The organism is Microbacterium sp. 20-116 (genome assembly GCF_041079415.1).
GTDB lineage: Bacteria > Actinomycetota > Actinomycetes > Actinomycetales > Microbacteriaceae > Microbacterium.
Map to the genome: position 1 here is coordinate 141095 of NZ_JBFYGP010000006.1, position 20287 is coordinate 161381.

Below are 20287 nucleotides of genomic sequence, written 5' to 3' on the forward strand. Positions count from 1 at the left end.
TCGCCACTCGACCATGCCGCGCCGCCTGTCAAGGGTGGATGCCGATCGCGGCATACGTGACTACTGTGAGATTCGACCAGCACTGGATCGAGCGTGAGGAGACCCCATGAGGGGCAAAGCAGCACTCGTCGTCGGACTCGTGGCGGGCTACGTGCTCGGTGCACGCGCAGGCCGCGACCGGTACGAGCAGATCAAGACTCAGGCCGGCAAGGTCTGGGACCAGCCCGTCGTCCAAGGACAGGTCGAGAAGGTGAAGGCGTTCGGCGTCTCCGCTCTCAAGTCCGTCCCCGGCGTGGTGTGGAAGGGCGCGAAGTCGGTCACCGGCGCGGCGTCCGGTTCCGGCACCGTGCAAGAGCGCGCCGAGCGCGCGGGACGCGCCGCGAAGCAGTCGGCCCACGAGGTGGCCGATGTCGTCGAGGATTCCGTCGACGACGCCAAGCAGGCGGAGAAGGCGGCCACCACGCGCGCGCAGGCGGCCAAGAGCGGCTCCACCTCGTCCGGGAGCTGACGCATGACCACTCCGCGCGGATTCCGCGATCGTTCCGACGACAGTCTGTTCACCCTCATTGGCGACATCCCCGAGTTGGTGCGCAACCTCGTCGTCGCCGAGATCAACGGCGCGAAGGCGTGGGCGCAGCGCACGGCGAAAGACGCCGGGATCGGCGCCGGATGGTTCGTCGGCGCTCTGATCGTCGTCTTCTGGGCCGTTCCGGTCTTCTTCGCGTTCGTGATCGCGGGGCTGTCGTCGTGGTGGCCCGTCTGGCTGTCGGCGCTCGTCGTCTTCGGCGTGATGATCGTCGTCACCGCGATCCTCGCCCTTCTGGGCTACCTGCGCTTCAAGAAGCTCTCGAAGCGCGAGAACCCCGGCAAGGCCATCGCCGAAGACGTCCGAATCGTGAAGGAGGCCCGCGATGAGTATTGATCGTCCCGTCCCCGTTCCGCGTACCGCGGTGCCCCTCGGCATCACCGACCCGGTGCAGTCGGCCCGCGCCGAGCTCAAAGCCGCTCTCGCGGCCATCGAGGTCAAGGCCAACGCCCCGCGTCGCGCGAGCGAGGCCGTCGAGCGCAAGGTGCAGGAGGTTCGCCGAAAGGCCCAGCAGAACCCCGGTGCTGCTGCTGCCGTCGTCGCGGGCGTCGCCTCGCTCGTCGGCCTGGCCGTCTGGGGCATCGTTCGCGCCTACGCGCGCTGAGATCGCGCGAAGCGGCCCGTCTTCCTCCGGGAGGGCGGGCCGCTTCGTCGTTCCCGGGCGCCCGTGCCGGCCCGTCGTGCGGAGTTCGTCTGCGGCGCGCCGGGTTGTGCGGCCGTGTGGCGGTGAGTCTGCCGTGATCTCCGCGGGACGGTTCGGGACCGGATGCCGAAACCCTGCCGCCCGGCCCGAGGCCGGGATCCCGCCGCCCGACCGGATGCCGAAACCCCGCCGCCCGACCGGAGGCCGGGATCCTGCCGCCCGACCGGATGCCGAAACCCCGCCGCCCGACCGGATGCCGAAACCCCGCCGCCCGGCCCGAGGCCGGGCCCCCGCCATCCCGCCTACGGCTCGTTGGCGAAGAGCCCCCGCAGCAGGTCTTCGAAGTACTCGGGTGTCACGGCGATCGGGCCCGCGTAGGCGTGGTCGAATCCGGCGATCGCGTACAGCAACAGGGCCACGAACAGCGCGAGCATGCTGGACATCAACAGGTGCACCCGGAGGTTTCGCACCTCGATCAGGCCGAGGAGGATCGCGTTGAGCACCGCGCCGACGCCCAGCACGATCCAGAGCACGCTCGGCAGCGCGAGGTGGGTGAGCGCGATGCGGTCGCGGCGGTTCTCCACCAGCAGCTGGAACTGATCGAGGGACTGCTGCACGTAGAGGGTCTCGGCGGCCGTCGTCGGCTGCACGGCGCCGATCGCCCGTTGCATGGCCGAGACATTGGCATCCGTCTCGGCCGGAATCTCCAGACGCCGCTGTCGTGGCCAATCGAGGTCGATGACGTTGCGGGCGTACTGGGTGATCTGTGCCTGCAGTTCGTCGCCTTGCGGGTCGGGGAGCAGCGCCGCGGTGCGGTACAGCGAGGCGAGCGACGACGACTCCTCGAGCACGACGCCGTCGACCTCGGTGAAGTTGCCGTAGGCCGCCGTGGCGATGAGCGCGAGGGTCACGCCGTAGAAGACGCCGTAGACGCCCACCGCGTAGCTGAGCACGCGGTCCCACTCCTCACCGCGCGGTGCTGCCCGGCGTACCCACCTCCGCAGGGCCAGCAGGATCGCGCACGAACCTCCCACGACCAGGACGATGAACAGCGGCAGCCCCAGATACATGGGGAGGTCGTACAACCACATCGGCAGGCCTCTCGAAGGGCGTACCCCGACGCCGTCGTCGCACAGTACCAACGGGGGAGCGGCGTGCGCACGTGGCGGTGGTTCGTCGGCGAGTCAACCGGTTTGGACCGCCGCCCCGACCGGACGAGACTGGGAGTATGTCCGACGACAGCTCCTCCTCTGTGTACACGTTGTGGGCGGTTTTCCGCCGCGATCCCGAAAACGCGGTCACCGCCACCGACGCGACCGAACTGGCCGATCTCGTCTCGCTCATCGAGGCCGACGGCGTCACCGTGCGCGGTTTCTACGACGTGAGCGGCCTGCGCGCCGACGCCGACCTCATGGTCTGGTTGTACGGCGAAGACCCGCAGGCCCTTCAGCGCGACCTGCGGCGCCTCCGCCGCACCGACCTGCTCAAGAACCTCCTCCCCACCTGGAACGCGATGGGCGTGCACCGCGACGCGGAGTTCAACCGCTCGCACGTGCCCGGCTTCCTCCGCGGTATCGAGGCGCAGCAGTGGCTGTGCCTGTACCCCTTCGTGCGCAGCTACGAGTGGTACCTCCTGCCCGAGGCCGAGCGCCGCGAGATGCTCATCGAGCACGGCAAGAAGGGCTCGGCGTACAAGGGCGTCATCGCCAACACGGTGGCGTCGTTCGCCCTCGGCGACTACGAGTGGCTCCTCCCCATGGAAGCGGACGTCCTCACCGACCTCGTCGACATGATGCGTGACCTGCGGTACACAGAGGCCCGTCGCCACGTGCGCGAGGAGGTGCCGTTCTACACCGGTCGGCTGGTCACTCTCGACGAGATCCCCGAGATCCTTCAGTGACCGCGCCCCTGCGTCTCGGCACTCGCCGCAGCAACCTGGCGATGACCCAGTCGCAGATGGTCGCCGATGCCGTCTCAGCGGTATCCGGTCGTCCCGTCGAGCTGGTGCCGATCGTCTCGGAGGGCGACGTCAACCGCGCCTCGCTGTCGCAGCTGGGCGGACGCGGGGTGTTCGCGAACGGTCTGCGGGAGGCGCTCGCCGCGGATCGCTGCGACTTCCTCGTGCACTCGCTCAAAGACCTGCCGACCCAGCAGCCTGACGGTCTGGTCATCGCGGCGACGCCCGCGCGGGCAGATGCGCGCGACGTGGTCGTTACCCGCGACGGCACCCCGCTGGGCGCTCTCGCCGCCGGTGCGCGTGTGGGCACCGGCTCGCCCCGTCGTATCGCCCAGGCGCTGCGCCACAACCCGGGAGTCGACATCCGCGACATCCGCGGCAACGTCGACTCGCGTCTCGCACGGGTGCGCGATGGAGAGCTGGATGCCGTGATCCTCGCGGCCGCGGGCATCTCGCGGCTCGGCGGCGACCTCGGTGGCCTTCTCGCCGAAGAGCTCGGTCTGTCGGAGTGGCCGACCGCTCCGGGGCAGGGCTCGCTCGCCGTCGAGACCCGCGACGACATCGATCCCGAGATCTACGCCGCTCTCGCCCGGTTGGACGACGAACTCACCCGCGTGGCCATCACGGCCGAGCGCACGGTCCTCTCGGCGCTCGACGCCGGGTGCAGTGCCCCCGTGGGCACGCACGCCTCGCTTGCCGAGGGCGACCTGCGTCTGCGCGCGATCGTCTACGCGCTCGATGGGACACAAAGGATCGGCGTAGACCGGACGGTGCGTCTCGACCCGGGGTATGGTGGGGACACTACGGGCAGTGGCAATGGAGCGGATGCTGCCGACGACGGGGGACCGATCGCGCAAGCGACGCGAGCGGGCCGAGAAGCCGCGCGTCGGTTGCTCGAACGCGGGGCGGCCGACCTGGTACCACGAGAGTCGACCACATGAACGAAGGCCACCAGCACACGCCGAACCCCTCGACGGGCAGCGTGCCGAAACCGCTTGCCGGTCGACGCGTCCTCGTTCCCCGAGGAGGCCCCTGGGGCGACGGCGTCGCCGCGAGCCTTCGACAGCTCGGCGCCGTGCCCGTCATCGCGCCGCTGATCAACTTCGCACCCACGAACGATCAGGCGACCCTCGACGAGGCCCTCGCCGATCTCGCCGCCGGCGCCTTCGACTGGCTGACGCTCACGAGCGCCACCACCGTCGACGTGCTGTACGCCTACAAGGCGGTCATCCCCGCCGAGACGAAGGTCGCGGTCGTCGGTGAGACCACCGCGGCCGCTATGCAGGCCGTCGGCTACCACGTCGATCTCGTCCCCGAGCGCGACAACTCGGCCCAGGGCATGGCCGAGCAGATGATCGAGCTCGAGACCGAGCCGCGGAAGGTCCTCACCCTCCGAAGCGAGATCGCCAAGCCCGTGCTCACGCGCCTGCTCATCGAGGCCGGGCACGATGTCCGCAGTGTCGTCGCCTATCGCACGGTCGGGGTCCCGGTCACCGAGAAGATCGCCGGCGACGTGCAGTCGGGGCGCATCAACGCGATCCTCGTCACCAGTGGCTCGGTCGCCGAGCAGGTCGTCGAGCAGTTCCCCGAGGTTCCGGCATCCACCGTCATCGCCGCGATCGGTCCGCGCACCGCCAAAGACGCCAAGCGCGCCGGACTCAGCGTCGACGTCGTGGCCGAGACCCAGACAGTCGACTCCCTCATCGACGCCGTCGCCCGCTTTCCCCTGAACACCGACGAATCGACCCCATGAGCTTTCCCGAGCACCGCCCGCGGCGTCTGCGCCGCACCCCCGCCGTCCGTCGTCTCGCTCGAGAAACGCACCTCGTGCCCTCGCAGCTCGTGCTGCCGATGTTCGTGCGCGAGGGAATCACCGAGCCGAGCCCGATCGGTTCGATGCCGGGCATCGTGCAGCACTCGATGGACTCGCTCCGCCGTGCGGTCGCTGAGGCGGCCGAGCAGCGCATCGGCGGGGTCATGCTCTTCGGCGTGCCCGAGACGCGCGACGCCGTGGGCTCCGGGGCCGACGACCCGAACGGCATCCTGAACCTCGCCACCGAGGCCGTGGTGGCTGAGGTCGGCGACGCGGTGGTCGTGCAGACCGACCTGTGTCTCGACGAATTCACCGACCACGGTCACTGCGGCGTGTTGCGCGAAGACGGCGCCGTCGACAACGACGCCACTCTCGAGCGCTACACGGCGATGGGTCTGGCGCAGGCGCGCGCGGGCTCGGCCATGCTGGGCCTGTCGGGAATGATGGACGGCCAGGTCGGTGCGGTGCGTGAGGCGCTGGATGCCGAGGGCTTCACCGACACGCTGATCCTGGCCTACTCGGCGAAGTACGCGGGCGCCTTCTACGGCCCCTTCCGCGAGGCCGTCGACTCGCAGCTGAAGGGCGACCGCCGCTCGTACCAGCTCGACCCCGGCAACGGCCGCGAGGGCGTGCGCGAAGCGCTGCTCGACGTCGAAGAGGGCGCCGACGTCGTCATGGTCAAGCCGGCCCTGCCGTACCTCGACGTGCTCGCCGACGTGAAGGCCTCCGTCGACGTCCCCGTGTGGGCGTACCAGGTGTCGGGCGAGTACGCGATGGTCGAGGCCGCCGCCGCCCACGGCTGGATCGATCGCCGGGGCGCGATCATGGAGAGCCTGCTCGGCATCCGCCGTGCCGGTGCCGACGCGATCCTGACGTACTGGGCGGTCGAGGCCGCCCGCTGGCTGCGCGCCGAGCTCTGAGCCCTGTCTTGCGGGGTCGTCGGGTGGCCGTGAAGCGCCCGGATCCGACCCCTTTCCCCGTGCTGCCCGGAAGAATGGATGCCATGACCGATCTCAACGACCAGTGGTTCGCCCGCGCGAAGGACGTCATCCCGGGGGGCGTGAACTCGCCCGTTCGCGCGTACGGCTCCGTGGGTGGCACGCCGCGGTTCGTGCAGTCGGCCTCCGGCTCTCGGATCACGGATGCCGCGGGTCGCGAGTACGTCGACCTCGTCGCGTCGTGGGGCCCGGCGCTCCTCGGTCACGCGCACCCCGAGGTGGTCGGGGCGGTGCAGTCCGCGGCATCCCGTGGTCTGTCCTTCGGCGCCCCGACGGGGGCCGAGGTCGAGCTCGCCGATCTCGTCGCACAGCGCGTGCAGGTCGGCGACCTGAAGCCGATCGAGAAGGTGCGCCTGGTCTCGACCGGCACTGAGGCGACGATGACCGCCATCCGCCTGGCGCGCGGTGTCACCGGTCGCGATCTGCTGATCAAGTTCGCCGGGCACTACCACGGGCACTCCGACGGGCTGTTGGCTGCGGCGGGCTCGGGCGTCGCCACGCTCGCGCTGCCCGGATCCGCGGGTGTTCCCGCTCCGATCGCCGCGCAAACGCTCGTGCTGCCGTACAACGATCTCGACGCGGTGCGCGAGGTGTTCGAGGTGCACGGCGAGAACATCGCCGCGATCATCGTCGAGGCCGCCTCGGCCAACATGGGAGTCGTTCCGCCGCTCCCCGGCTTCAACGCCGCGCTCGCCGACATCGCGCACAGCCACGGCGCCCTGTTGATCATGGACGAGGTGCTCACCGGTTTCCGCGTGCACCCCGCCGGATTCTGGGGCCTGCAGGCCTCGCAGGGCGAGCGCTATCTGCCCGACATCCTCACGTACGGCAAGGTCATCGGCGGCGGCATGCCTCTGGCCGCTCTCGCCGGTCGCGCCGAGATCATGGACCATCTGGCGCCCCTGGGCCCGGTGTACCAGGCGGGAACGCTGTCGGGGAACCCGCTGTCGGTGGCTGCAGGCCTCGCGACGCTCCGCCTCGCGACGCCCGAGGTCTATGCGGCGGTCGACGCCGCGGCCGCTCAGGTGTCGGAGGCGCTGGACGCCGCGCTGACGGCCGAGGGCGTCGTGCACGCCGTCCCGCGCGCGGGGTCGCTCTTCGGCGTCGCGTTCCTGCCCGAGGTACCCCTCGACTACGCCACCGCCCTGACGCAGCAGTCGTACCGCTACGCCCCGTTCTTCCACGCGATGCTGGATGCCGGCGTCTCGCTGCCCCCGAGCGTGTTCGAGGCCTGGTTCCTCACCGCCGCCCACGACGACGTCGCCCTTGACCGCGTGCTCGAGGCGCTGCCGGTGGCGGCGAAGGCGGCCGCGGAGGCGCTGGATCCGACGCTGCTCGCGCAGTAGGGATCATCCCCGAGGGGGATGCGTTTCGTCCTTTGCGATGATGCGCGGGGCAGGCCCGGTCGCGAGGCTGGAGTCATGCTCCCCGCACGCACTCAGCCCACCGCCTTCTCGTCGCTGCTGTCGCGGCTCGCGTCGTGGTGGCCCACCTCCATGGCCCCGCGGCGTCGGCGCGCGACGTGGCAGCCGTGCCCGCGCGGCCAGGTCTGATCAGCGCCAGGTCCAGCTGAGCAGGGCCGAAAGGGCCCGGATGCCGGCCTCGCCGACGTCGCCGTACTGGCTCGCTATCGCGCGGACGGTGCGGTCGGCCCACGCGGCGAGATCCGTGGCGTCGGCGCCGGGGGTCACGGCATCCATTCGCTCGATCAGGCCCTCGACACGGTCGCGGAGGGCTCGGTCGGGGACGGATCCGGGATGCCGGCCGGGGACGGCGGAGCCGTCGGCCCAGATGTAGGCGGTGAGGGCGGTGTCGAGGGTCATGGTGTCTTCTGAACGGTCTAGAACGGAGAGGTCTGCGGTACTACGAAGGGCCAGCGCCAGGTGAGGGCGTCCAGGGCGTCATCGGAGAGGCGGGGCATGATCAGCCCCAGACGGGCTCGGACGCGGCCGAGGAGCCCGTCATCGGAGGGCGCCACCTCGTGGAAGACGATCGATGCGGAACCGCGGACGAACGCGGCCAAGACCGGCTCGAGCGTCGGGAAATCTTTCGGGAATCGCGCCGCCACAGGGGCGACGTCGTCGATTGGTTCCGGCGTCACGCCCCACCCGGTGAAGAGCACGATCGCCTCGCTCAGCTGTGCATCGTCGACGACGGGCGCTGACGCGATGCGCTGTTCGGGGAAGCGCGCTCGGGCGTCGGCGACCGTGGCGGGATTGCGGAACCTGCTGTTGGCGGTCCACCAGGTCTGGCAGAAGTCGCACCGGTACAGGAAATCGTCGGGCGACGTCGCGACGATGAAGGCGGGCTGACCTTCGCGCATCGCCAGGTCGAGGCACGCGGGGCAGCCGAGGGGTTTCGGCTGCTCCGGGTCGTGAATGCGGGCGGAGAAAGATCGCATTAGGACTCGGTGTGGGCGCCGCTCTCTTCGTCGAGGAAGAAGAATGGCTCCACGAACTTGCCCGGGGTGGTGATGGTTGACGGCTCACCAGCCTGTGCCAGCTGCAAAAGCTCATGCACGGCGGCGACAAGGGCATCGAGAGTCGGAGGGAGATCAGCCCTCGGGTCCGGCTCCGCCAGTTGCTCGACGATGACCACCGGACGACCGTCCGGGAGACGGGTGTGGGCCACCTCGAGGAGGACGACCTCCGGGGGAAGAACCACCTCCTGCTCCGCGGGATGCGCGGAGAACGCCGCGATGTCGCGTCCGGTACGGCTGACGATGGCGGCAATCGCAGGCGTGGAAAAGTTCTCGGTCGCGATCCGCGGGTCTTTACTGGTGGCGGTGACGCCACGGGTCCATCGAGCAGGCGCGAGCTGCGGGACCGAGGGGAGTCCGTGGAACACGATTCCTGTGTAAGTCGGTAGCTTCTCGAGCGCTTGCAGGAAGCGCGTCGCCGCTTCTGCGGGATCGAACATGAGTGCTCGTGTTTCGTGCGTGTTCGTCAGCGGTGCGGCTACAGCCCCAGCGACCGGCGCAATTCGTCGTCGAAGTTGCGCGTGACGCGTTCGGATTCTGCCTTCTCTCCGGGAGTCAGGCGCACCCCCGGGCGATGCGTCCTGCGTACTTGTTCGAGGATGAAGGCGCACGCCTCCGACTCCGATGCGAAACGCGCCAGTTCAGACCACTGGCCACGATCCTGCGCCCCAACCGCGAAGGAGGACGGCCCGTCTTCCCGGAGGATCAGATCACCGGTAACAGGATCGCCGTCGCCCACGCGTGGGTGTTGAGGGCTCGAGATGGGAGCAGAGCCGAACTCATCGCGGAGCAGACCGCACAACTGCTCGAATGTCAGGTCTTGCATGCTCAATTCTCGACTTTCGTGAGGTACCCGTGTTCCTCAAGCCACTGGACGGGCTTCGGGAGGTGGAACTGAACGCCTCCACCGGGCTGCTCGAACCATGGCGCGATGGCACCGGCGCGCGGCATCCCGGACTCTTCGTCGAAGGGCTTGGTCACCCGGTACTGGAAATAAGGCTGACCGACCGAGTCCGGCGGGATCGCTCGCTCCGGGAACGGCGTGCCCGAAGGCGACGTGTATCTACCGTACGGCTCGCCGTAGCGGTCCATGATGTAGCCCTCGGGGAGGTCGACTTCCTTCGGGGCCCTCCCCGCCGACAGGTCGAACCCGTCATCCGGCGGGTAGCGCCATCCGCCCGTCGATTTGTCGTAGTTGACGCTTTCAGGGTTCCAGTACTTCTCAACGAACTCAGACTCCGAGAGGTCGCCGAAGCGCTGATATGAATCGGGGATGTTGGTGTGCCCCGGGGTTGCGTCGGTGACTTCCGAGGGACCGAGGTGATCCGATGGATTCCGGGCGACCGGCGGCGGATCGGGAAGCGGCGAGGTCGGCTCGTGCGGGTGTGCGGAAGGCGCGTCGGCGGCGGGCCTGCCGCCGGCGGCACGGCGGGGCACCTTCTCGAGGAGACTCGCCCCCTTGCTCATCAGCGCCCGCAACTCGTTCAACAGGTCCCCGAGCTTGCCGCACGAGCGCAGCAGGCCGGTGAGCTTGCCGCTGATCTTGGCGGTCCAGCTCGCAACGCGGGAAGAGACCTGGCTGATGATCCAGGGGGTGGCGAGGCCCACGGTGACGACGGCTTCGGTGGCCCACGAGATCGCCGAACCGACGAGCTGCGAAAGGATGTCGCGGACGAGGTCGTGGACGACTTGGACGATCGTGGAGGCGATCTGCAGTCCGGTGGCCATGGCGCCCGCCCATAGGCCGGAGGCGCGGATGTGGGCGGCTGCGTCGGTCTGGAACCGGCGGTAGGCCTCGATCGCTTCGCCGGCCATGTCGTCGAGGTCGCTGACGACGCGGTCGAGGTAGTCGGCGGAGCTGTTGAGCTGGTTCTGGACGTTGGTCCACGTCTGCGAGAACCCGGCGACGGCGCCGGCATCGCCCGTGAGGTCGTTGAACCAGCCCTTGATCGGCTCGAAGTGGTCGATGAGCCAGCCGAGGCCGGCGGCGATGAGCGAGCCGAGCGGGTCGATGGCGGTGGCGACGGTATCGACGACGGTGCTGAAGGCGGCGAGGCCGCCCTCGACCCAGTTGCCGGACTCGATGGCGGATGCCAATTGGGTCCCGGAATCGAGGAGCCCGGCGCCGCTGAACGGCGTCGCTGTGTCGACCGGACCGGCGACGAGCGCGTTGCTCACAGGCCCGTCTCCAACGCGCGGATCGACTCGAGCACCTTCTGCTCGTACGCGTCCATGTCGCTGCCGACCCCGACGATCTCGGTGGCGGAGCGGCGCACCATGTCTTCGGCGGCACCGATCAACGACCGAGCGGCGTCGGCCACCATCGTCGCGGGCGGCACGAGGAACGAGCACAGCACCCCGAACGCCTCGGCGTTCAACCCGCCAGATGACCCGGCGTCACGGGCGACGGAGATGTCGGATGCCACGGCGCTCAGTCGCGAGGCGTGCGAGCCGATGAGCTCGGAGTCGACGGCGATGCGATCGGCCACGCGCGTCAGACCCGGAAGCCCATGGGCTGGGCCGGGGGCTCACGATCGAGTTCACCCGCGAGGTGACCGACGATCGGAGAATCAGCCCCGAACGCGACCCGGGTGATCTCCAACGCCTGCTCGCCTGCCAGCACCTGAGCGCGCCCGGCGGTCTCGACGATCAGTTGCTCCAGCGCATCGGGACGCAGCTCGTACGCCGCATCGGCGAGGCGGATACCGGCCAGTCGACCCGCTGCGTCGACGGTCACCGTGACCTCGCGACGCGGAGAGGTCGCCGAAGCGCGGACCGCGTCGATGTCCGCCTGCACCTGCTGCGCCTGCGCTGCCCGAACCTGCGCTTCGGCCACCTGCTGCTCGATCCGGGCGATGGCCGCCTCGGCTTCACGAGAGGAGAAGAGGTCTGTCACTCGGGTGATCGTAGCCCTCAAGTCCATGACCTGGGTCAAAGATGTGAGAACTTTCATTTTCGCGCCGTTCGTGCTGGCGCCATCTGGGTGAGGTGTTTCAGTCTTCTATGCGCGCTTCGGGGAATGCCGCTCGAGCGGCATCCGGTGACACGGGGTTCTGGTAGCGCTGCGTTCCGATCCACCACGTCCGGCAGAAGTCACACCGATACAACAGGTCGGACGGAGACGTGGCGAGGACAAATCGCGGTTGATACGGCTTTCCCGAGTGCATCAGGCAGGTCTGACATCCGAGATCCTCGCTCATTCATGGCTCCTCACTCGAGTGATCGTAACTCCAGGGCGATCGACGGTGACACCGGCGGCGAGCACCGCAGATCGGGTGGAAGACTGAACCAATGCTTCTCTCCCAGCCCCGTGTCGTCGTGCTCGCCGGTGGAGTCGGGGGGTCGAAGTTCACCCTCGGCGTCCGCGCCGCCCTTCGCCGGCTGAACGCTCCCGAGGCCACCGTCATCGTCAACACGGGCGACGACCTGTGGCTCTCGGGCGTGCGGTTGCAGCCCGACGTCGACTCGATCACCTACGCCCTCGCCGGGGTGAACGACACCGAGCGCGGCTGGGGTCGCGCGGGCGACACCGAACGCGTCAACGAAGAACTCCAGGCGTGGGGCGCGGGCTGGCCGTGGTTCACGCTCGGCGACCTCGACCTCGGCACCCACCTGGCCCGCACCGGGTGGCTTCGTGACGGACACACCCCGACCCAGGTGCTCGCGCGCATGGCGGAACGGTGGCCGCTCGGCATCCGGATGCTCCCCATGACCGACAGCGAGGTCGACACCCACGTGCTGCTCGAGGACGGCGGGCGAATGCACTTCCAGGAGTGGTGGACGCGCCATCGCGCCAAACTCACGCCCCGCGCCTTCGAGAACCCCGGGATCGCGGATGCCGTGCCCGCCCCGGGCATCGCCGAGGCGATCGCGGGGGCCGATGTCGTCCTCATCGCGCCGTCGAATCCCGTCGTGTCGATCGGGCCGATCCTGGCGGTTCCCGGGATTCAGGATGCCGTCCGGGAGACGTCCGCGAAAGTCGTCGGCGTCTCGCCGATCATCGGCGGGCGGGTCGTGCGCGGCATGGCCGACGTGTGCCTGACGGCGATCGGGGTCGAGACCTCCGCCGCGGCAGTCGCCCGGCACTACGGCGCGCGGTCGGCGGGCGGCGTGCTCGATGCGTGGCTGCTCGCGGAGGAGGATGCGGCTGCGGCCGCGGACGTCGAGGCCGCCGGTATCCGCGCGGTGGTCGCCCCGTTGTGGATGCGAGACGAGGCGACCTCGGCCGCGATCACCGAGGCGGCACTGGGGGTCTGAAACGCGACGGTCACACTGAGCGTGGGCGGAAGCAGCAGGTCTGCGGGCCCCAATCCCCTCACCCCCCCGCACAGGCTCGTACCCTCGGGCGCCGCGTCCACGACCGTCGTGGTCACGGCGCTGGAGCCGGTGGCCGTCCCCGCTGGCAAGTCGGCGACCGGATGCAGGAGAACCTGCCGTTCGCCGATGAACGCCCCGGTCTCGGGATCGATGATGATGTCCTGGCGGAAGCCGCCCTCGGTCTCGTCGCGGCCAATCGCGGTGCCGGTCCGGCCGTTCAGCGTGGCCTGCTGCTCGGTGATCGTGACGCCGGGGATGAGTGCTGCGGTGTCGTAGAAGACCGAGCGCAGTTCGGCCGAAACGGTTCCGGAGCGGAGGCGATCGGCGATCCACACCAGGGCCTCTCCATCGCGCGACGGTCCGGCAGCCCCGTTGTCCTGATAGATCTTCTGGAGCAGTTGCCGTGGGTCGCGAGGGAGCGCGGCGGCGGTGTCGGCATCGAGGGTGACGACGGAGTAGCCGCTCTCGGTCTTTCCTCCCGGGAACGCTTGACGTGCGTCGTGTTCGAGGCCCCCTGCCTCAGCGGCGAACGTCTCCGAGCGGGGGCCGAACGTCTGCACGGGCTCACGCGCGCACCGAACCTCGATCCAGTCAGCTGATCGGTCGGCTGGCACCCAGAGGGCTCGCAGATCGCGTTCGAGAAATGTCGTCAGGTCGCCGTCCCGGAGGTTGCCGTCGTTCTCGCGGCGGGCCTCCTCGGCATCCGCCTCGGTGGTGCCCATGGCGGCGTACAGAGCGTCGGTGCGCACCTCGAGGTACTGTCCCGGACCGACGACGGGGTCCGTCACGCTGCGTGCCGCCGCGGCGGCTGAGCCCAATACCGCCGCTGCGGCGGGGTCCGCACCGACCGGGGCGCCGAGGGCGCCGCCGAACACGAGCACCCCGGTGAGGGCGCAGGTTGCCGCCACAGCCGAACCGACCCAGATCCACCGCTGGCGTGGATGACGGCGAGCGGGGGGAGCGGCGGGCGCGTCGATTGCGCGTAACAGCGCGGCGCGGCCGCGGATCACGTCGTCAGGATTCCGCTCGGGAACGTCGGCCCGGACGCGGTTCAGCAGCGAGATCTCATCCACGGTGGTGCTCTCTTTCTCGGCTCGGAGCCGGGGTGATGTGCGGGGTGATCGCAGCGCGGACCTTTCGCCGCGCGCGGCTCAGACGTGAGCGGACCGTTCCCAGGGGAATGTCGAGGGCTTCGGCGATCCCCGCATAATCGAGGTCTCCGAACGTATGGAGCAGCAGCACGTCACGGTCGCCGCGTGACAGGTCGGCGAGCGCGGTGCCGAGGTGCGGGGCGAGTCCATCGGCATCCATCCGCTCCTCGGCGGTCTCGATGTCGTCGACGTGCACTCGTGCGATGTCGGCCGCGAGCATTCCTCGCCAGGCCCGGGCCTCGAGGCGCGAGTGCTTCTGCATCAGGACGGTGGCGATACCGAGGAGCCACGGGCGCGCGTCGAGGCCACCGGTGAACGAGGCCCGACGCGCGAAGGCGACGAGGAACGTCTCGGACGTCACGTCTTCGGCGAAGGCTACGCCGAGGCGTCTGCCGACGTAACGGTGCACCACGCGCTGGTGCCGGTCATAGAGATCGGCGAAGACGGCCCCGTGTGTCAGGGCCGCACGATGATGTCGCCGTCGTGGGTGCTCACACTGGGTATTGTCCGATTCGCGGAAAAGGTTCTCGATTCGCTCGTCGGATTTCGGGAATGCGGTCGAACGCTCGGACACCCAGCCCGCTCAGGCCGCTGCCCCCGCCAAGACCGCCGCCGTCCGCGGCCCCACGCCCAGCGCCACGGCCTCGGAGAGCTGCGCGGCGGTGTCGACGTCGCGGTGCAGCGTCGAGTCGCGCGCGACGCTCAGGTCGGTGCAGCCGAGCAGGCGGTGGCGTGCGGCGGAGTCGGGACCGAAGGCCGAGACCCACACCGCCCCGGCGCGTGCAGTGATGAGCGTGGAGCCCGTGCCCTCGGCATCCGTGACCAGACCTCGTTCGACGGATGCCGCGCGCTCGAGCGCGGCGTCGAGATCGGCGGGCCGCAGGGCGGGGACGTCGCCGAGCAGGGCGGCGCGGGGCGAACCGACACCCGCGACGGCTGCCCCCAGAGCAATGGCTGCGTTGAGACCGCGGGTGTCGCCCTCGGGCACGACTTCGACGGTGCGCGAGCGGCGGAACTCGGCGCGGACGCCCTCGTCGTCGGTGACGACGATGACGCGTGACACCAGGTCGGCGGCGGCTGCGGCGGTGATGGTGTCGAGCGCGATGGCGCGCGCGAGGGCCTCGCGGTCGGTACCGACGTCGGTGAGACGCGTCTTGCCGACCGCGGCGGGTTTCACCGGGACGACGATCGTCCAGCCGGAGGTGTCGGGGGTGCTCATTGCCTCCATTGTGTGCCGAACCCCCGACATTTCCGCGCGGGGGTAGCGGGGTGCCGCAAAAGATGCACGGCCCGCCCCGCCGCCCGCCTCAGCTGAACCGCTTGCGCAGGCGAGGGAGGATCTCCTCGCCGTACATGCGCAGGAACTCCTCCTGGTCGTGGCCGGGGTCGTGGAACACGAGGTGGCGGAAGCCGAGGTCGACGTACTGCGCGATGCGCTCGACGTGCTCGTCGGGGTCGGTCGAGACGATGAAGCGCGACGCCGCCCGCTCGATCGGCAGTTCGTTCGCGAGCCGCTGCATCTCGATGGGGTCGTGGACGCTCATCTTCTCTTCGGCGGTGAGGGCGAGCGGCGCCCAGAAGCGCGTCTTCTCCATCGCGGTGTCGTGATCGGGGTGGTACGACACCTTCACCTCCATGAGGGTGTCGACGTCGTCGCGCGTGCGGCCCGCCTTGGCGAGGCCGTCGTCGAGGGCGGGGAGGAGCTTGTCGGTGTAGAGCTCGGGATCCTTGCCGCTCGTGGTGATGTATCCCTCGGCGATGCGACCGGCCAGGCGCGTGGCGGCGGGGCCCGAGGCTCCGATGTAGATCGGCACCTTCTGCTCGGGGCGGTCGTAGATCGTGGCGTCCTTGACCGAGTAGTAGGTGCCCTCGTAGGTGACGCGTTCGCCGGCCCACAGCTCGTTGATGATCGCGATCGCCTCTTTGAGTCGCTGGAAGCGCTCGGGCGGCTCGGGCCACTCGAGACCGAGCGTGACCTCGTTGAGGGCCTCGCCCGTCCCGACGCCGAGCACGACGCGGCCGGGGTACATCACGCCGAGGGTCGCGAACACCTGCGCGATGACGCCCGGGTGGTAGCGGAAGGTCGGGGTCAGCACCGAGGTTCCGATGATGACGCGCTCGGTGCGCGCACCGAGGGCACCGAGCCAGGGGAGGGCGTTGGGGGCGTGACCGCCGTCGTGCATCCACGGCTGCAGGTGATCGGAGAGGAAGACGGAGTCGAAGCCCATCTTCTCGGCGAGCACCCCGAAGTCGAGTAGCTCGTTCGGCCCGAACTGCTCGCTCGAGGCCTTGTAACCGAATCTGAGGGGAATGCTCATGCGTGGCTCCTCTTATGTGTCAGCTGCGCACGGGGCTGTGCGCGGGTTCGAACTCCGACCCGTCGGCGCCGGTGAGGCGCTCGCGGAACGCCTGGACGGTGCCCGGCCATAGCAGGGTCAGCCGCCCCGAACGCTCGTCGACGTACCAGTTGCGGCATCCGCCGGTCATCCAGGGAGTGGATGCCGCGGCGGCGGCGATCTCGTCTGTGTAATCCGCCTCGGCCTCGGGGCGGACACGCAGCACCCGGTCGGGGCGGCGGTCGCGCTCGGCGAGAGCGCGCACCACGTAGGCGGCCTGCTCCTCGGCCATGAGCACGGCGGAATTGTGCCCGAGGCTGGCATTGGGGCCGTTGAGGACGAAGAGGTTCGGGAAGCCCGCGACCACGGTGGAGCCGAACGAGGTCATGCCCTCCGACCAGTGCTCGGCGAGGGTCGTCTCGTCGCCGCGGACGAGATCGGCGTAGGGCTGCTGGGCCGCGGCGAATCCGGTGGCGAGCACGAGCACGTCGGCCTCGTGGGTCTCTCCCCCGGCGGCGGTGAGCGTGGAGCCGTCGACGCGCGAGAGGGCCGTCGGCTCGAGGGTCACGGCCTCCGAGGCGACGGCGGGGTAGAACGCGTCCGAGAGCAGCACGCGCTTGCAGCCGAAGGCGTAGTCGGGGGTGAGCGCCGCGCGCAGTGCAGGGTCGGCGACCTGCGCGTGCAGGTGTGCGACGGCGGCATCACGGGCGGTGGCGGATGCCGCGGCGTCGCCCGAACGCGAGGCGAAGCGCTGCTCGCCCTCGGCGTAGAGCTCAGCCCGTAGGCGCGCGAGGGCTCCGGGATTTTCGGCGAGCCGATCGCGCTCAGCGGCGGGGATGTCTCCGCCGCCCCGGGGCATGATCCAGGCGGGCGTGCGTTGGAACAGCGTGACGTGGGCGGCGGTGCGGGCGAGTTCGGGCACGAGCTGCACGGCGCTCGCTCCGGTCCCCACCACCGCGACGCGCATCCCCGTGAGGTCGGCGTCGTGGTCCCAGCGAGCCGAATGGAACAGCGGCCCGGGGAATGACTCGAGCCCGGCGATGGCGGGGACGTTCGGCTCGGTCAGCCGACCGCACGCGAGGACGAGGGCACGGGCGACGAGCGGCTCGGCGCCGGTGTCGATGCGCCACACTGCGTCCTCGGCATCCCACCGCGCTCCGAGCATCGGGGTGCGAAGACGCAGTCGATCGCCCAGGGCTTCGCTTTCGGCGACGCCGCGCAGGTAGTCCTGGATCTCTCCGCCGGGGGCGAAGGTGCGAGACCATCGCGCGTTCGGGTGGGCGGCGAGGCTGTACAGGTGCGCCGGCACGTCGCAGGCGACACCCGGGTAGGTGTTGTCGCGCCAGGTGCCGCCCACGTCGTCGGCGCGTTCGAGCACGACGAAGTCGTCGCGCCCGGCGCGGCGGAGGGCACCGGCCATGGCGAGGCCGGCGAACCCTGCCCCGACGATCGCGGCGTCGAGGATCCTCACGCGCGCGGCCCGTCGGCGGGGAGGGCGTAGCGGGTGCCCCCGCTCGTTTCGATGTACGGGGCGGACGGGTCGGGCAGCGGCACCGCCACCCGGTAGTCCGTCGTCCGCAGTCGGAAGGGACGCATGAGGCTTCGCGCGATGCGCTCGGCTGCGGAGACCGGCAGCTCGAGCCCGTGCTCGATACCGGTATCGGGCAGGACGCGTCCGTCGTAGAGCGTTCCGCCCAGGTCGTCTCCGCCGGAGCGCAGCAGCGCGGCCGCCGTCTCGCGACCGACGCGGGTCCACGGGATCTGCACGTGCGAGATGCTCCCCGACAGCGCGAGGCGCGACACGGCGACCATCGCACGATGCTCGTCGACCGGGCTGCGGCCCTCGACGAGCGCCACGTCGCCGCCGGGCAGGGGAATCGGTACGAACTCGGCGAAGCCGCCGGTCTCGGCCTGGATCTCGCGCAGGCGCCGCAGATGCGCGATGCGCTCCTGGGCGGTTTCGACATGCCCGTAGAACAACACCGACGTCGAGCGGAACCCCGACCGGTGAGCCGCGGTGATCCCCTCGATCCACCTGTCGATCTCGAGATCGAACGGTGCGACGAGGGCGCGCACACGCTCGCTGAGGACCTTCACGCCCGTACCCGGAACGGTGTCGACCCCGGCCTCGCGCATCGCTGCGAGGGCACCGTCGAGACCGAGACCCCCGCGCTCGGCCAGGTCGCGGACATCGGCAGGGCGATAGGCGTGGACGTGGATGCCGGGAGCTGCGCGCTTCACCGTGCGCACGAGGTCCAGGTAGGCGGCGGGATCTTCGGCGGGCACGAGCGAGCCCTGGATGCAGATCTCGGTGGCCCCCAGGGCCGCGGCGTCGGCAGTGATCTCCGCTGCGTCCTCGAGATCGAACTCGCCGCTGCCCGTACGGCCGGCGCGCCGGAACCCCTTCGAGGTGAGGTTGCGGTTCTGCACGAGGGTCACGGGTTCGCCGACGGTGTACCGGCGGGCGTCATCGGCGGCCGCGGTGAGCTCGTCGAGCTCAGCGCCTTCCGCGCGCAGGAGTCGTACCCAGTCGTCGTCGTCGAGATCGGAGGCTCGGGATGCCGCCCGCTCGGCCAGCCGCTTTACCCCGGGGTCGTGGTCGGGGGCGCCCCGGCGAGCGGAAGAGGATTCGCCACGGGAGGACGCTTCGGCGCGTAGGGATCCTCCCGCTGCGGAATCTCCTTCCGTCGAGACGTCGTCCGCGCCCGTTGCGCGGGCATCGGTGCCCCGCGGGATCACGTCGGCCGCGAGCCCCGTGGCATCGGCCAACGCCAGAACCGGCTCGTGCAGCGCCGGGTCGATCCAGCGAGCGGCATCCGCGACGTACTCGGGGTGTGCGGTGAGACGCTCGCGCAGGTAAAAGCCGCGGGTCGCGGTCTGGGCGGCGAGGTCGTCGATCTGCGGCCACGGTCGCTCGGGGTTGACGTGGTCGGCGGTGAGGGGCGAGACCCCGCCCCAGTCGTCGATGCCCGCCTCGATCAGCAGCCCCAGCTCGCGCGGGTCGGAGAGGTTCGGCGGGACCTGGATGCGCATATCGGCGCCGAACACGAGCCGCGCGACGGCCACCGCGGCCAGGTAGTCGTGCATGTCGGCATCCGGCGCGCCCTGCATCGCGGTGCGGGGCTTCGCACGGAAGTTCTGCACGATGACCTCTTGCACGTGACCGTGCCGGTCGTCGATCTCGCGCAGGGCGACGAGCGACTCGGCGCGGTCGCGCACGGTCTCGCCGATCCCGACGAGAATGCCCGTGGTGAACGGGATGCCGGCGGCCCCGGCGTCGTCGATGACCTTCAGGCGCAGCGCCGGGTCTTTGTCGGGCGAGCCGAAGTGCACCTGCCCGGGCTCCTCGTACAGCCGGCGCGAGGTGGTCTCGAGCATCATGCCCATCGACGGCGACACCGGGCGGAGGGCGGCGAGCTCGTCGGGGTGCATGACGCCGGGGTTGGCGTGCACGAGCATGCCGGTCTCGGCGGTGATGAGTCGGGCGATGTGCGCGACGTAGTCGATGGTCGAGGCGAAACCGTGATCGTCCAGCCAGGCGCGGGCTTCGGGCCAGCGCTCTTCCGGGCGGTCGCCGAGGGTGAGGAGCGCCTCTTTGCAGCCGAGAGCCTGACCCTGGCGCACGACGGAGAGCACCTGCTCGGGGCTCATGTACGCCGGCTTTCGCAGCAGGCTCAGCTGACCGGGGGTGTCGACGAAGACGCAGTAGTGGCACCGGTCGCGGCACAGCGTGGTGAGCGGGACGAACACCTTGCGCGAGTACGTGATGACGCGGTGGCGCCCGGCGCGGTCGAGACCCTCGTCGCGCAGGGCCGAGGCGACGCGCAAGAGCGCAGGGAGCGGGGCGCTCAACAGCGCCTCGGTCTCATCGACGTCGGGGCGGTGACCCGACGAGATCGCCGCCAGAAGGTCGTCGATCGAAGCGCCTCGGGCCGGTGCGACTCGCGGCGCAGCGCTGCCCGTGCTCATTCGTCCAGGCTATCCCGCACCTCCGACGTACGGGCCGC

23 protein-coding genes and 1 pseudogene are annotated in these 20287 nt (G+C 70.1%); 10 read left to right on the forward strand and 14 right to left on the reverse strand.

The genetic code is table 11. The features are described 5' to 3' along the window. The first annotated feature begins 106 nt into the window (after nucleotides 1–106). Genes AB6V29_RS12675 through AB6V29_RS12685 form a run of 3 tightly spaced genes read left to right on the forward strand, consistent with a single transcriptional unit; the run spans nucleotide 107 to nucleotide 1190 of the window. The gene (locus tag AB6V29_RS12675; protein ID WP_181906402.1) at nucleotides 107–508 is read left to right on the forward strand and encodes a hypothetical protein; all 402 of its coding nucleotides are present in this window, start codon (nucleotides 107–109) and stop codon (nucleotides 506–508) included. Nucleotides 509–511: 3 nt separating this feature from the next. Beyond that, a complete protein-coding gene (locus tag AB6V29_RS12680; RefSeq protein ID WP_210075893.1) occupies nucleotides 512–922 on the forward strand; it encodes a phage holin family protein in 411 nt (136 codons plus the stop codon). Beyond that, the gene (locus tag AB6V29_RS12685) at nucleotides 912–1190 is read left to right on the forward strand and encodes a hypothetical protein (RefSeq protein ID WP_369359028.1); all 279 of its coding nucleotides are present in this window, start codon (nucleotides 912–914) and stop codon (nucleotides 1188–1190) included. The genes AB6V29_RS12680 and AB6V29_RS12685 overlap by 11 nt, the downstream gene beginning before the upstream one ends. Before the next feature lie 341 nt (nucleotides 1191–1531). Here the strand turns inward: AB6V29_RS12685 and AB6V29_RS12690 are convergent, their stop codons facing one another. Next, on the reverse strand, nucleotides 1532–2320 hold the full coding sequence (locus AB6V29_RS12690; protein ID WP_369359030.1) for a DUF4239 domain-containing protein: 789 nt from the start codon (nucleotides 2318–2320) through the stop codon (nucleotides 1532–1534). A gap of 137 nt (nucleotides 2321–2457) precedes the next feature. On the opposite strand from AB6V29_RS12690, the gene hemQ reads away from it, so the two are divergent. The 6 genes from hemQ (at nucleotide 2458) to AB6V29_RS12720 (ending at nucleotide 7550) form a co-directional block, all read left to right on the forward strand. Next, nucleotides 2458–3129, forward strand: a complete 672-nt coding sequence (gene hemQ, locus AB6V29_RS12695) for a hydrogen peroxide-dependent heme synthase (RefSeq protein WP_267788499.1) — start codon at nucleotides 2458–2460, stop codon at nucleotides 3127–3129. Next, complete coding sequence (gene hemC / locus AB6V29_RS12700) at nucleotides 3126–4127, forward strand: hydroxymethylbilane synthase (RefSeq protein ID WP_369359033.1); 1002 nt, start codon at nucleotides 3126–3128, stop codon at nucleotides 4125–4127. The genes hemQ and hemC overlap by 4 nt, the downstream gene beginning before the upstream one ends. Continuing rightward, nucleotides 4124–4939, forward strand: coding sequence for a uroporphyrinogen-III synthase (locus tag AB6V29_RS12705; protein ID WP_210075904.1), 816 nt, complete (start codon nucleotides 4124–4126; stop codon nucleotides 4937–4939). The genes hemC and AB6V29_RS12705 overlap by 4 nt, the downstream gene beginning before the upstream one ends. Further along, the gene (hemB, locus tag AB6V29_RS12710; RefSeq protein WP_210075906.1) at nucleotides 4936–5919 is read left to right on the forward strand and encodes a porphobilinogen synthase; all 984 of its coding nucleotides are present in this window, start codon (nucleotides 4936–4938) and stop codon (nucleotides 5917–5919) included. Before AB6V29_RS12705 ends, hemB begins: the two co-directional genes overlap by 4 nt. 83 nt (nucleotides 5920–6002) lie before the next feature. Then, nucleotides 6003–7343 (forward strand): glutamate-1-semialdehyde 2,1-aminomutase, encoded by a 1341-nt coding sequence (hemL, locus tag AB6V29_RS12715; protein ID WP_369359036.1) that lies wholly within the window; start codon nucleotides 6003–6005, stop codon nucleotides 7341–7343. Nucleotides 7344–7418: 75 nt separating this feature from the next. Beyond that, on the forward strand, nucleotides 7419–7550 hold the full coding sequence (locus AB6V29_RS12720; RefSeq protein ID WP_267788495.1) for a hypothetical protein: 132 nt from the start codon (nucleotides 7419–7421) through the stop codon (nucleotides 7548–7550). On the opposite strand, the gene AB6V29_RS12725 is transcribed toward AB6V29_RS12720, so the two are convergent. The 7 genes from AB6V29_RS12725 to AB6V29_RS12755 are packed head-to-tail and all read right to left on the reverse strand — an operon-like array spanning nucleotide 7551 to nucleotide 11372. Further along, on the reverse strand, nucleotides 7551–7820 hold the full coding sequence (locus AB6V29_RS12725; protein ID WP_369359039.1) for a hypothetical protein: 270 nt from the start codon (nucleotides 7818–7820) through the stop codon (nucleotides 7551–7553). A 17-nt stretch (nucleotides 7821–7837) separates the two neighbouring features. Beyond that, nucleotides 7838–8398, reverse strand: a complete 561-nt coding sequence (locus AB6V29_RS12730) for a hypothetical protein (protein ID WP_369359042.1) — start codon at nucleotides 8396–8398, stop codon at nucleotides 7838–7840. Beyond that, complete coding sequence (locus tag AB6V29_RS12735; RefSeq protein ID WP_141378282.1) at nucleotides 8398–8916, reverse strand: hypothetical protein; 519 nt, start codon at nucleotides 8914–8916, stop codon at nucleotides 8398–8400. The genes AB6V29_RS12730 and AB6V29_RS12735 overlap by 1 nt, the downstream gene beginning before the upstream one ends. 38 nt (nucleotides 8917–8954) lie before the next feature. Beyond that, nucleotides 8955–9302, reverse strand: coding sequence for a hypothetical protein (locus AB6V29_RS12740; RefSeq protein WP_141378281.1), 348 nt, complete (start codon nucleotides 9300–9302; stop codon nucleotides 8955–8957). A gap of 2 nt (nucleotides 9303–9304) precedes the next feature. After that, nucleotides 9305–10654 (reverse strand): TNT domain-containing protein, encoded by a 1350-nt coding sequence (locus AB6V29_RS12745; RefSeq protein WP_307313640.1) that lies wholly within the window; start codon nucleotides 10652–10654, stop codon nucleotides 9305–9307. Beyond that, complete coding sequence (locus tag AB6V29_RS12750) at nucleotides 10651–10965, reverse strand: hypothetical protein (protein WP_056224595.1); 315 nt, start codon at nucleotides 10963–10965, stop codon at nucleotides 10651–10653. The genes AB6V29_RS12745 and AB6V29_RS12750 overlap by 4 nt, the downstream gene beginning before the upstream one ends. A gap of 5 nt (nucleotides 10966–10970) precedes the next feature. Continuing rightward, nucleotides 10971–11372 (reverse strand): YbaB/EbfC family nucleoid-associated protein, encoded by a 402-nt coding sequence (locus AB6V29_RS12755; RefSeq protein ID WP_267788486.1) that lies wholly within the window; start codon nucleotides 11370–11372, stop codon nucleotides 10971–10973. A 395-nt stretch (nucleotides 11373–11767) separates the two neighbouring features. Here AB6V29_RS12755 and cofD point away from each other — a divergent pair, with 395 nt between their 5' ends. Beyond that, a complete protein-coding gene (gene cofD / locus AB6V29_RS12760) occupies nucleotides 11768–12733 on the forward strand; it encodes a 2-phospho-L-lactate transferase (RefSeq protein ID WP_369359048.1) in 966 nt (321 codons plus the stop codon). A gap of 191 nt (nucleotides 12734–12924) precedes the next feature. Here the strand turns inward: cofD and AB6V29_RS12765 are convergent. The 6 genes and pseudogenes from AB6V29_RS12765 to cofG form a co-directional block, all read right to left on the reverse strand. Continuing rightward, nucleotides 12925–13866: pseudogene (locus tag AB6V29_RS12765) on the reverse strand (CU044_5270 family protein); the annotation flags it as partial. Continuing rightward, nucleotides 13859–14404 carry an RNA polymerase sigma factor gene (locus AB6V29_RS12770; protein ID WP_210076168.1) on the reverse strand — a complete coding sequence of 182 codons (546 nt, stop codon included), beginning with the start codon at nucleotides 14402–14404 and terminating at the stop codon, nucleotides 13859–13861. The gene AB6V29_RS12770 and the pseudogene AB6V29_RS12765, both read right to left, overlap by 8 nt. 123 nt (nucleotides 14405–14527) lie before the next feature. Next, the gene (cofC, locus tag AB6V29_RS12775; protein ID WP_369359051.1) at nucleotides 14528–15163 is read right to left on the reverse strand and encodes a 2-phospho-L-lactate guanylyltransferase; all 636 of its coding nucleotides are present in this window, start codon (nucleotides 15161–15163) and stop codon (nucleotides 14528–14530) included. 88 nt (nucleotides 15164–15251) lie between these two features. Beyond that, the gene (gene fgd, locus AB6V29_RS12780; protein WP_307313625.1) at nucleotides 15252–16262 is read right to left on the reverse strand and encodes a glucose-6-phosphate dehydrogenase (coenzyme-F420); all 1011 of its coding nucleotides are present in this window, start codon (nucleotides 16260–16262) and stop codon (nucleotides 15252–15254) included. Nucleotides 16263–16281: 19 nt separating this feature from the next. After that, complete coding sequence (locus tag AB6V29_RS12785; protein WP_267788476.1) at nucleotides 16282–17751, reverse strand: NAD(P)/FAD-dependent oxidoreductase; 1470 nt, start codon at nucleotides 17749–17751, stop codon at nucleotides 16282–16284. Next, nucleotides 17748–20249: a 7,8-didemethyl-8-hydroxy-5-deazariboflavin synthase CofG gene (gene cofG / locus AB6V29_RS12790; RefSeq protein ID WP_369359055.1), complete on the reverse strand. Its 2502-nt coding sequence runs from the start codon at nucleotides 20247–20249 to the stop codon at nucleotides 17748–17750. The genes AB6V29_RS12785 and cofG overlap by 4 nt, the downstream gene beginning before the upstream one ends. Nucleotides 20250–20287 lie beyond the last annotated feature (38 nt).

Bases quoted from the DNA above. Each gene is read 5' to 3' on its own strand.
- AB6V29_RS12730 (WP_369359042.1), bottom strand. From the start codon at position 8,398: ATGCGATCTTTCTCCGCCCGCATTCACGACCCGGAGCAGCCGAAACCC.
- hemL (WP_369359036.1), top strand. From the start codon at position 6,003: ATGACCGATCTCAACGACCAGTGGTTCGCCCGCGCGAAGGACGTCATC.
- AB6V29_RS12690 (WP_369359030.1), bottom strand. From the start codon at position 2,320: ATGTGGTTGTACGACCTCCCCATGTATCTGGGGCTGCCGCTGTTCATC.
- AB6V29_RS12680 (WP_210075893.1), top strand. From the start codon at position 512: ATGACCACTCCGCGCGGATTCCGCGATCGTTCCGACGACAGTCTGTTC.
- AB6V29_RS12740 (WP_141378281.1), bottom strand. From the start codon at position 9,302: ATGCAAGACCTGACATTCGAGCAGTTGTGCGGTCTGCTCCGCGATGAG.
- hemQ (WP_267788499.1), top strand. From the start codon at position 2,458: ATGTCCGACGACAGCTCCTCCTCTGTGTACACGTTGTGGGCGGTTTTC.
- AB6V29_RS12675 (WP_181906402.1), top strand. From the start codon at position 107: ATGAGGGGCAAAGCAGCACTCGTCGTCGGACTCGTGGCGGGCTACGTG.
- fgd (WP_307313625.1), bottom strand. From the start codon at position 16,262: ATGAGCATTCCCCTCAGATTCGGTTACAAGGCCTCGAGCGAGCAGTTC.
- cofC (WP_369359051.1), bottom strand. From the start codon at position 15,163: ATGAGCACCCCCGACACCTCCGGCTGGACGATCGTCGTCCCGGTGAAA.
- cofG (WP_369359055.1), bottom strand. From the start codon at position 20,249: ATGAGCACGGGCAGCGCTGCGCCGCGAGTCGCACCGGCCCGAGGCGCT.
- AB6V29_RS12705 (WP_210075904.1), top strand. From the start codon at position 4,124: ATGAACGAAGGCCACCAGCACACGCCGAACCCCTCGACGGGCAGCGTG.
- AB6V29_RS12725 (WP_369359039.1), bottom strand. From the start codon at position 7,820: ATGACCCTCGACACCGCCCTCACCGCCTACATCTGGGCCGACGGCTCC.
- hemB (WP_210075906.1), top strand. From the start codon at position 4,936: ATGAGCTTTCCCGAGCACCGCCCGCGGCGTCTGCGCCGCACCCCCGCC.
- AB6V29_RS12735 (WP_141378282.1), bottom strand. From the start codon at position 8,916: ATGTTCGATCCCGCAGAAGCGGCGACGCGCTTCCTGCAAGCGCTCGAG.
- AB6V29_RS12720 (WP_267788495.1), top strand. From the start codon at position 7,419: ATGCTCCCCGCACGCACTCAGCCCACCGCCTTCTCGTCGCTGCTGTCG.
- cofD (WP_369359048.1), top strand. From the start codon at position 11,768: ATGCTTCTCTCCCAGCCCCGTGTCGTCGTGCTCGCCGGTGGAGTCGGG.
- AB6V29_RS12685 (WP_369359028.1), top strand. From the start codon at position 912: ATGAGTATTGATCGTCCCGTCCCCGTTCCGCGTACCGCGGTGCCCCTC.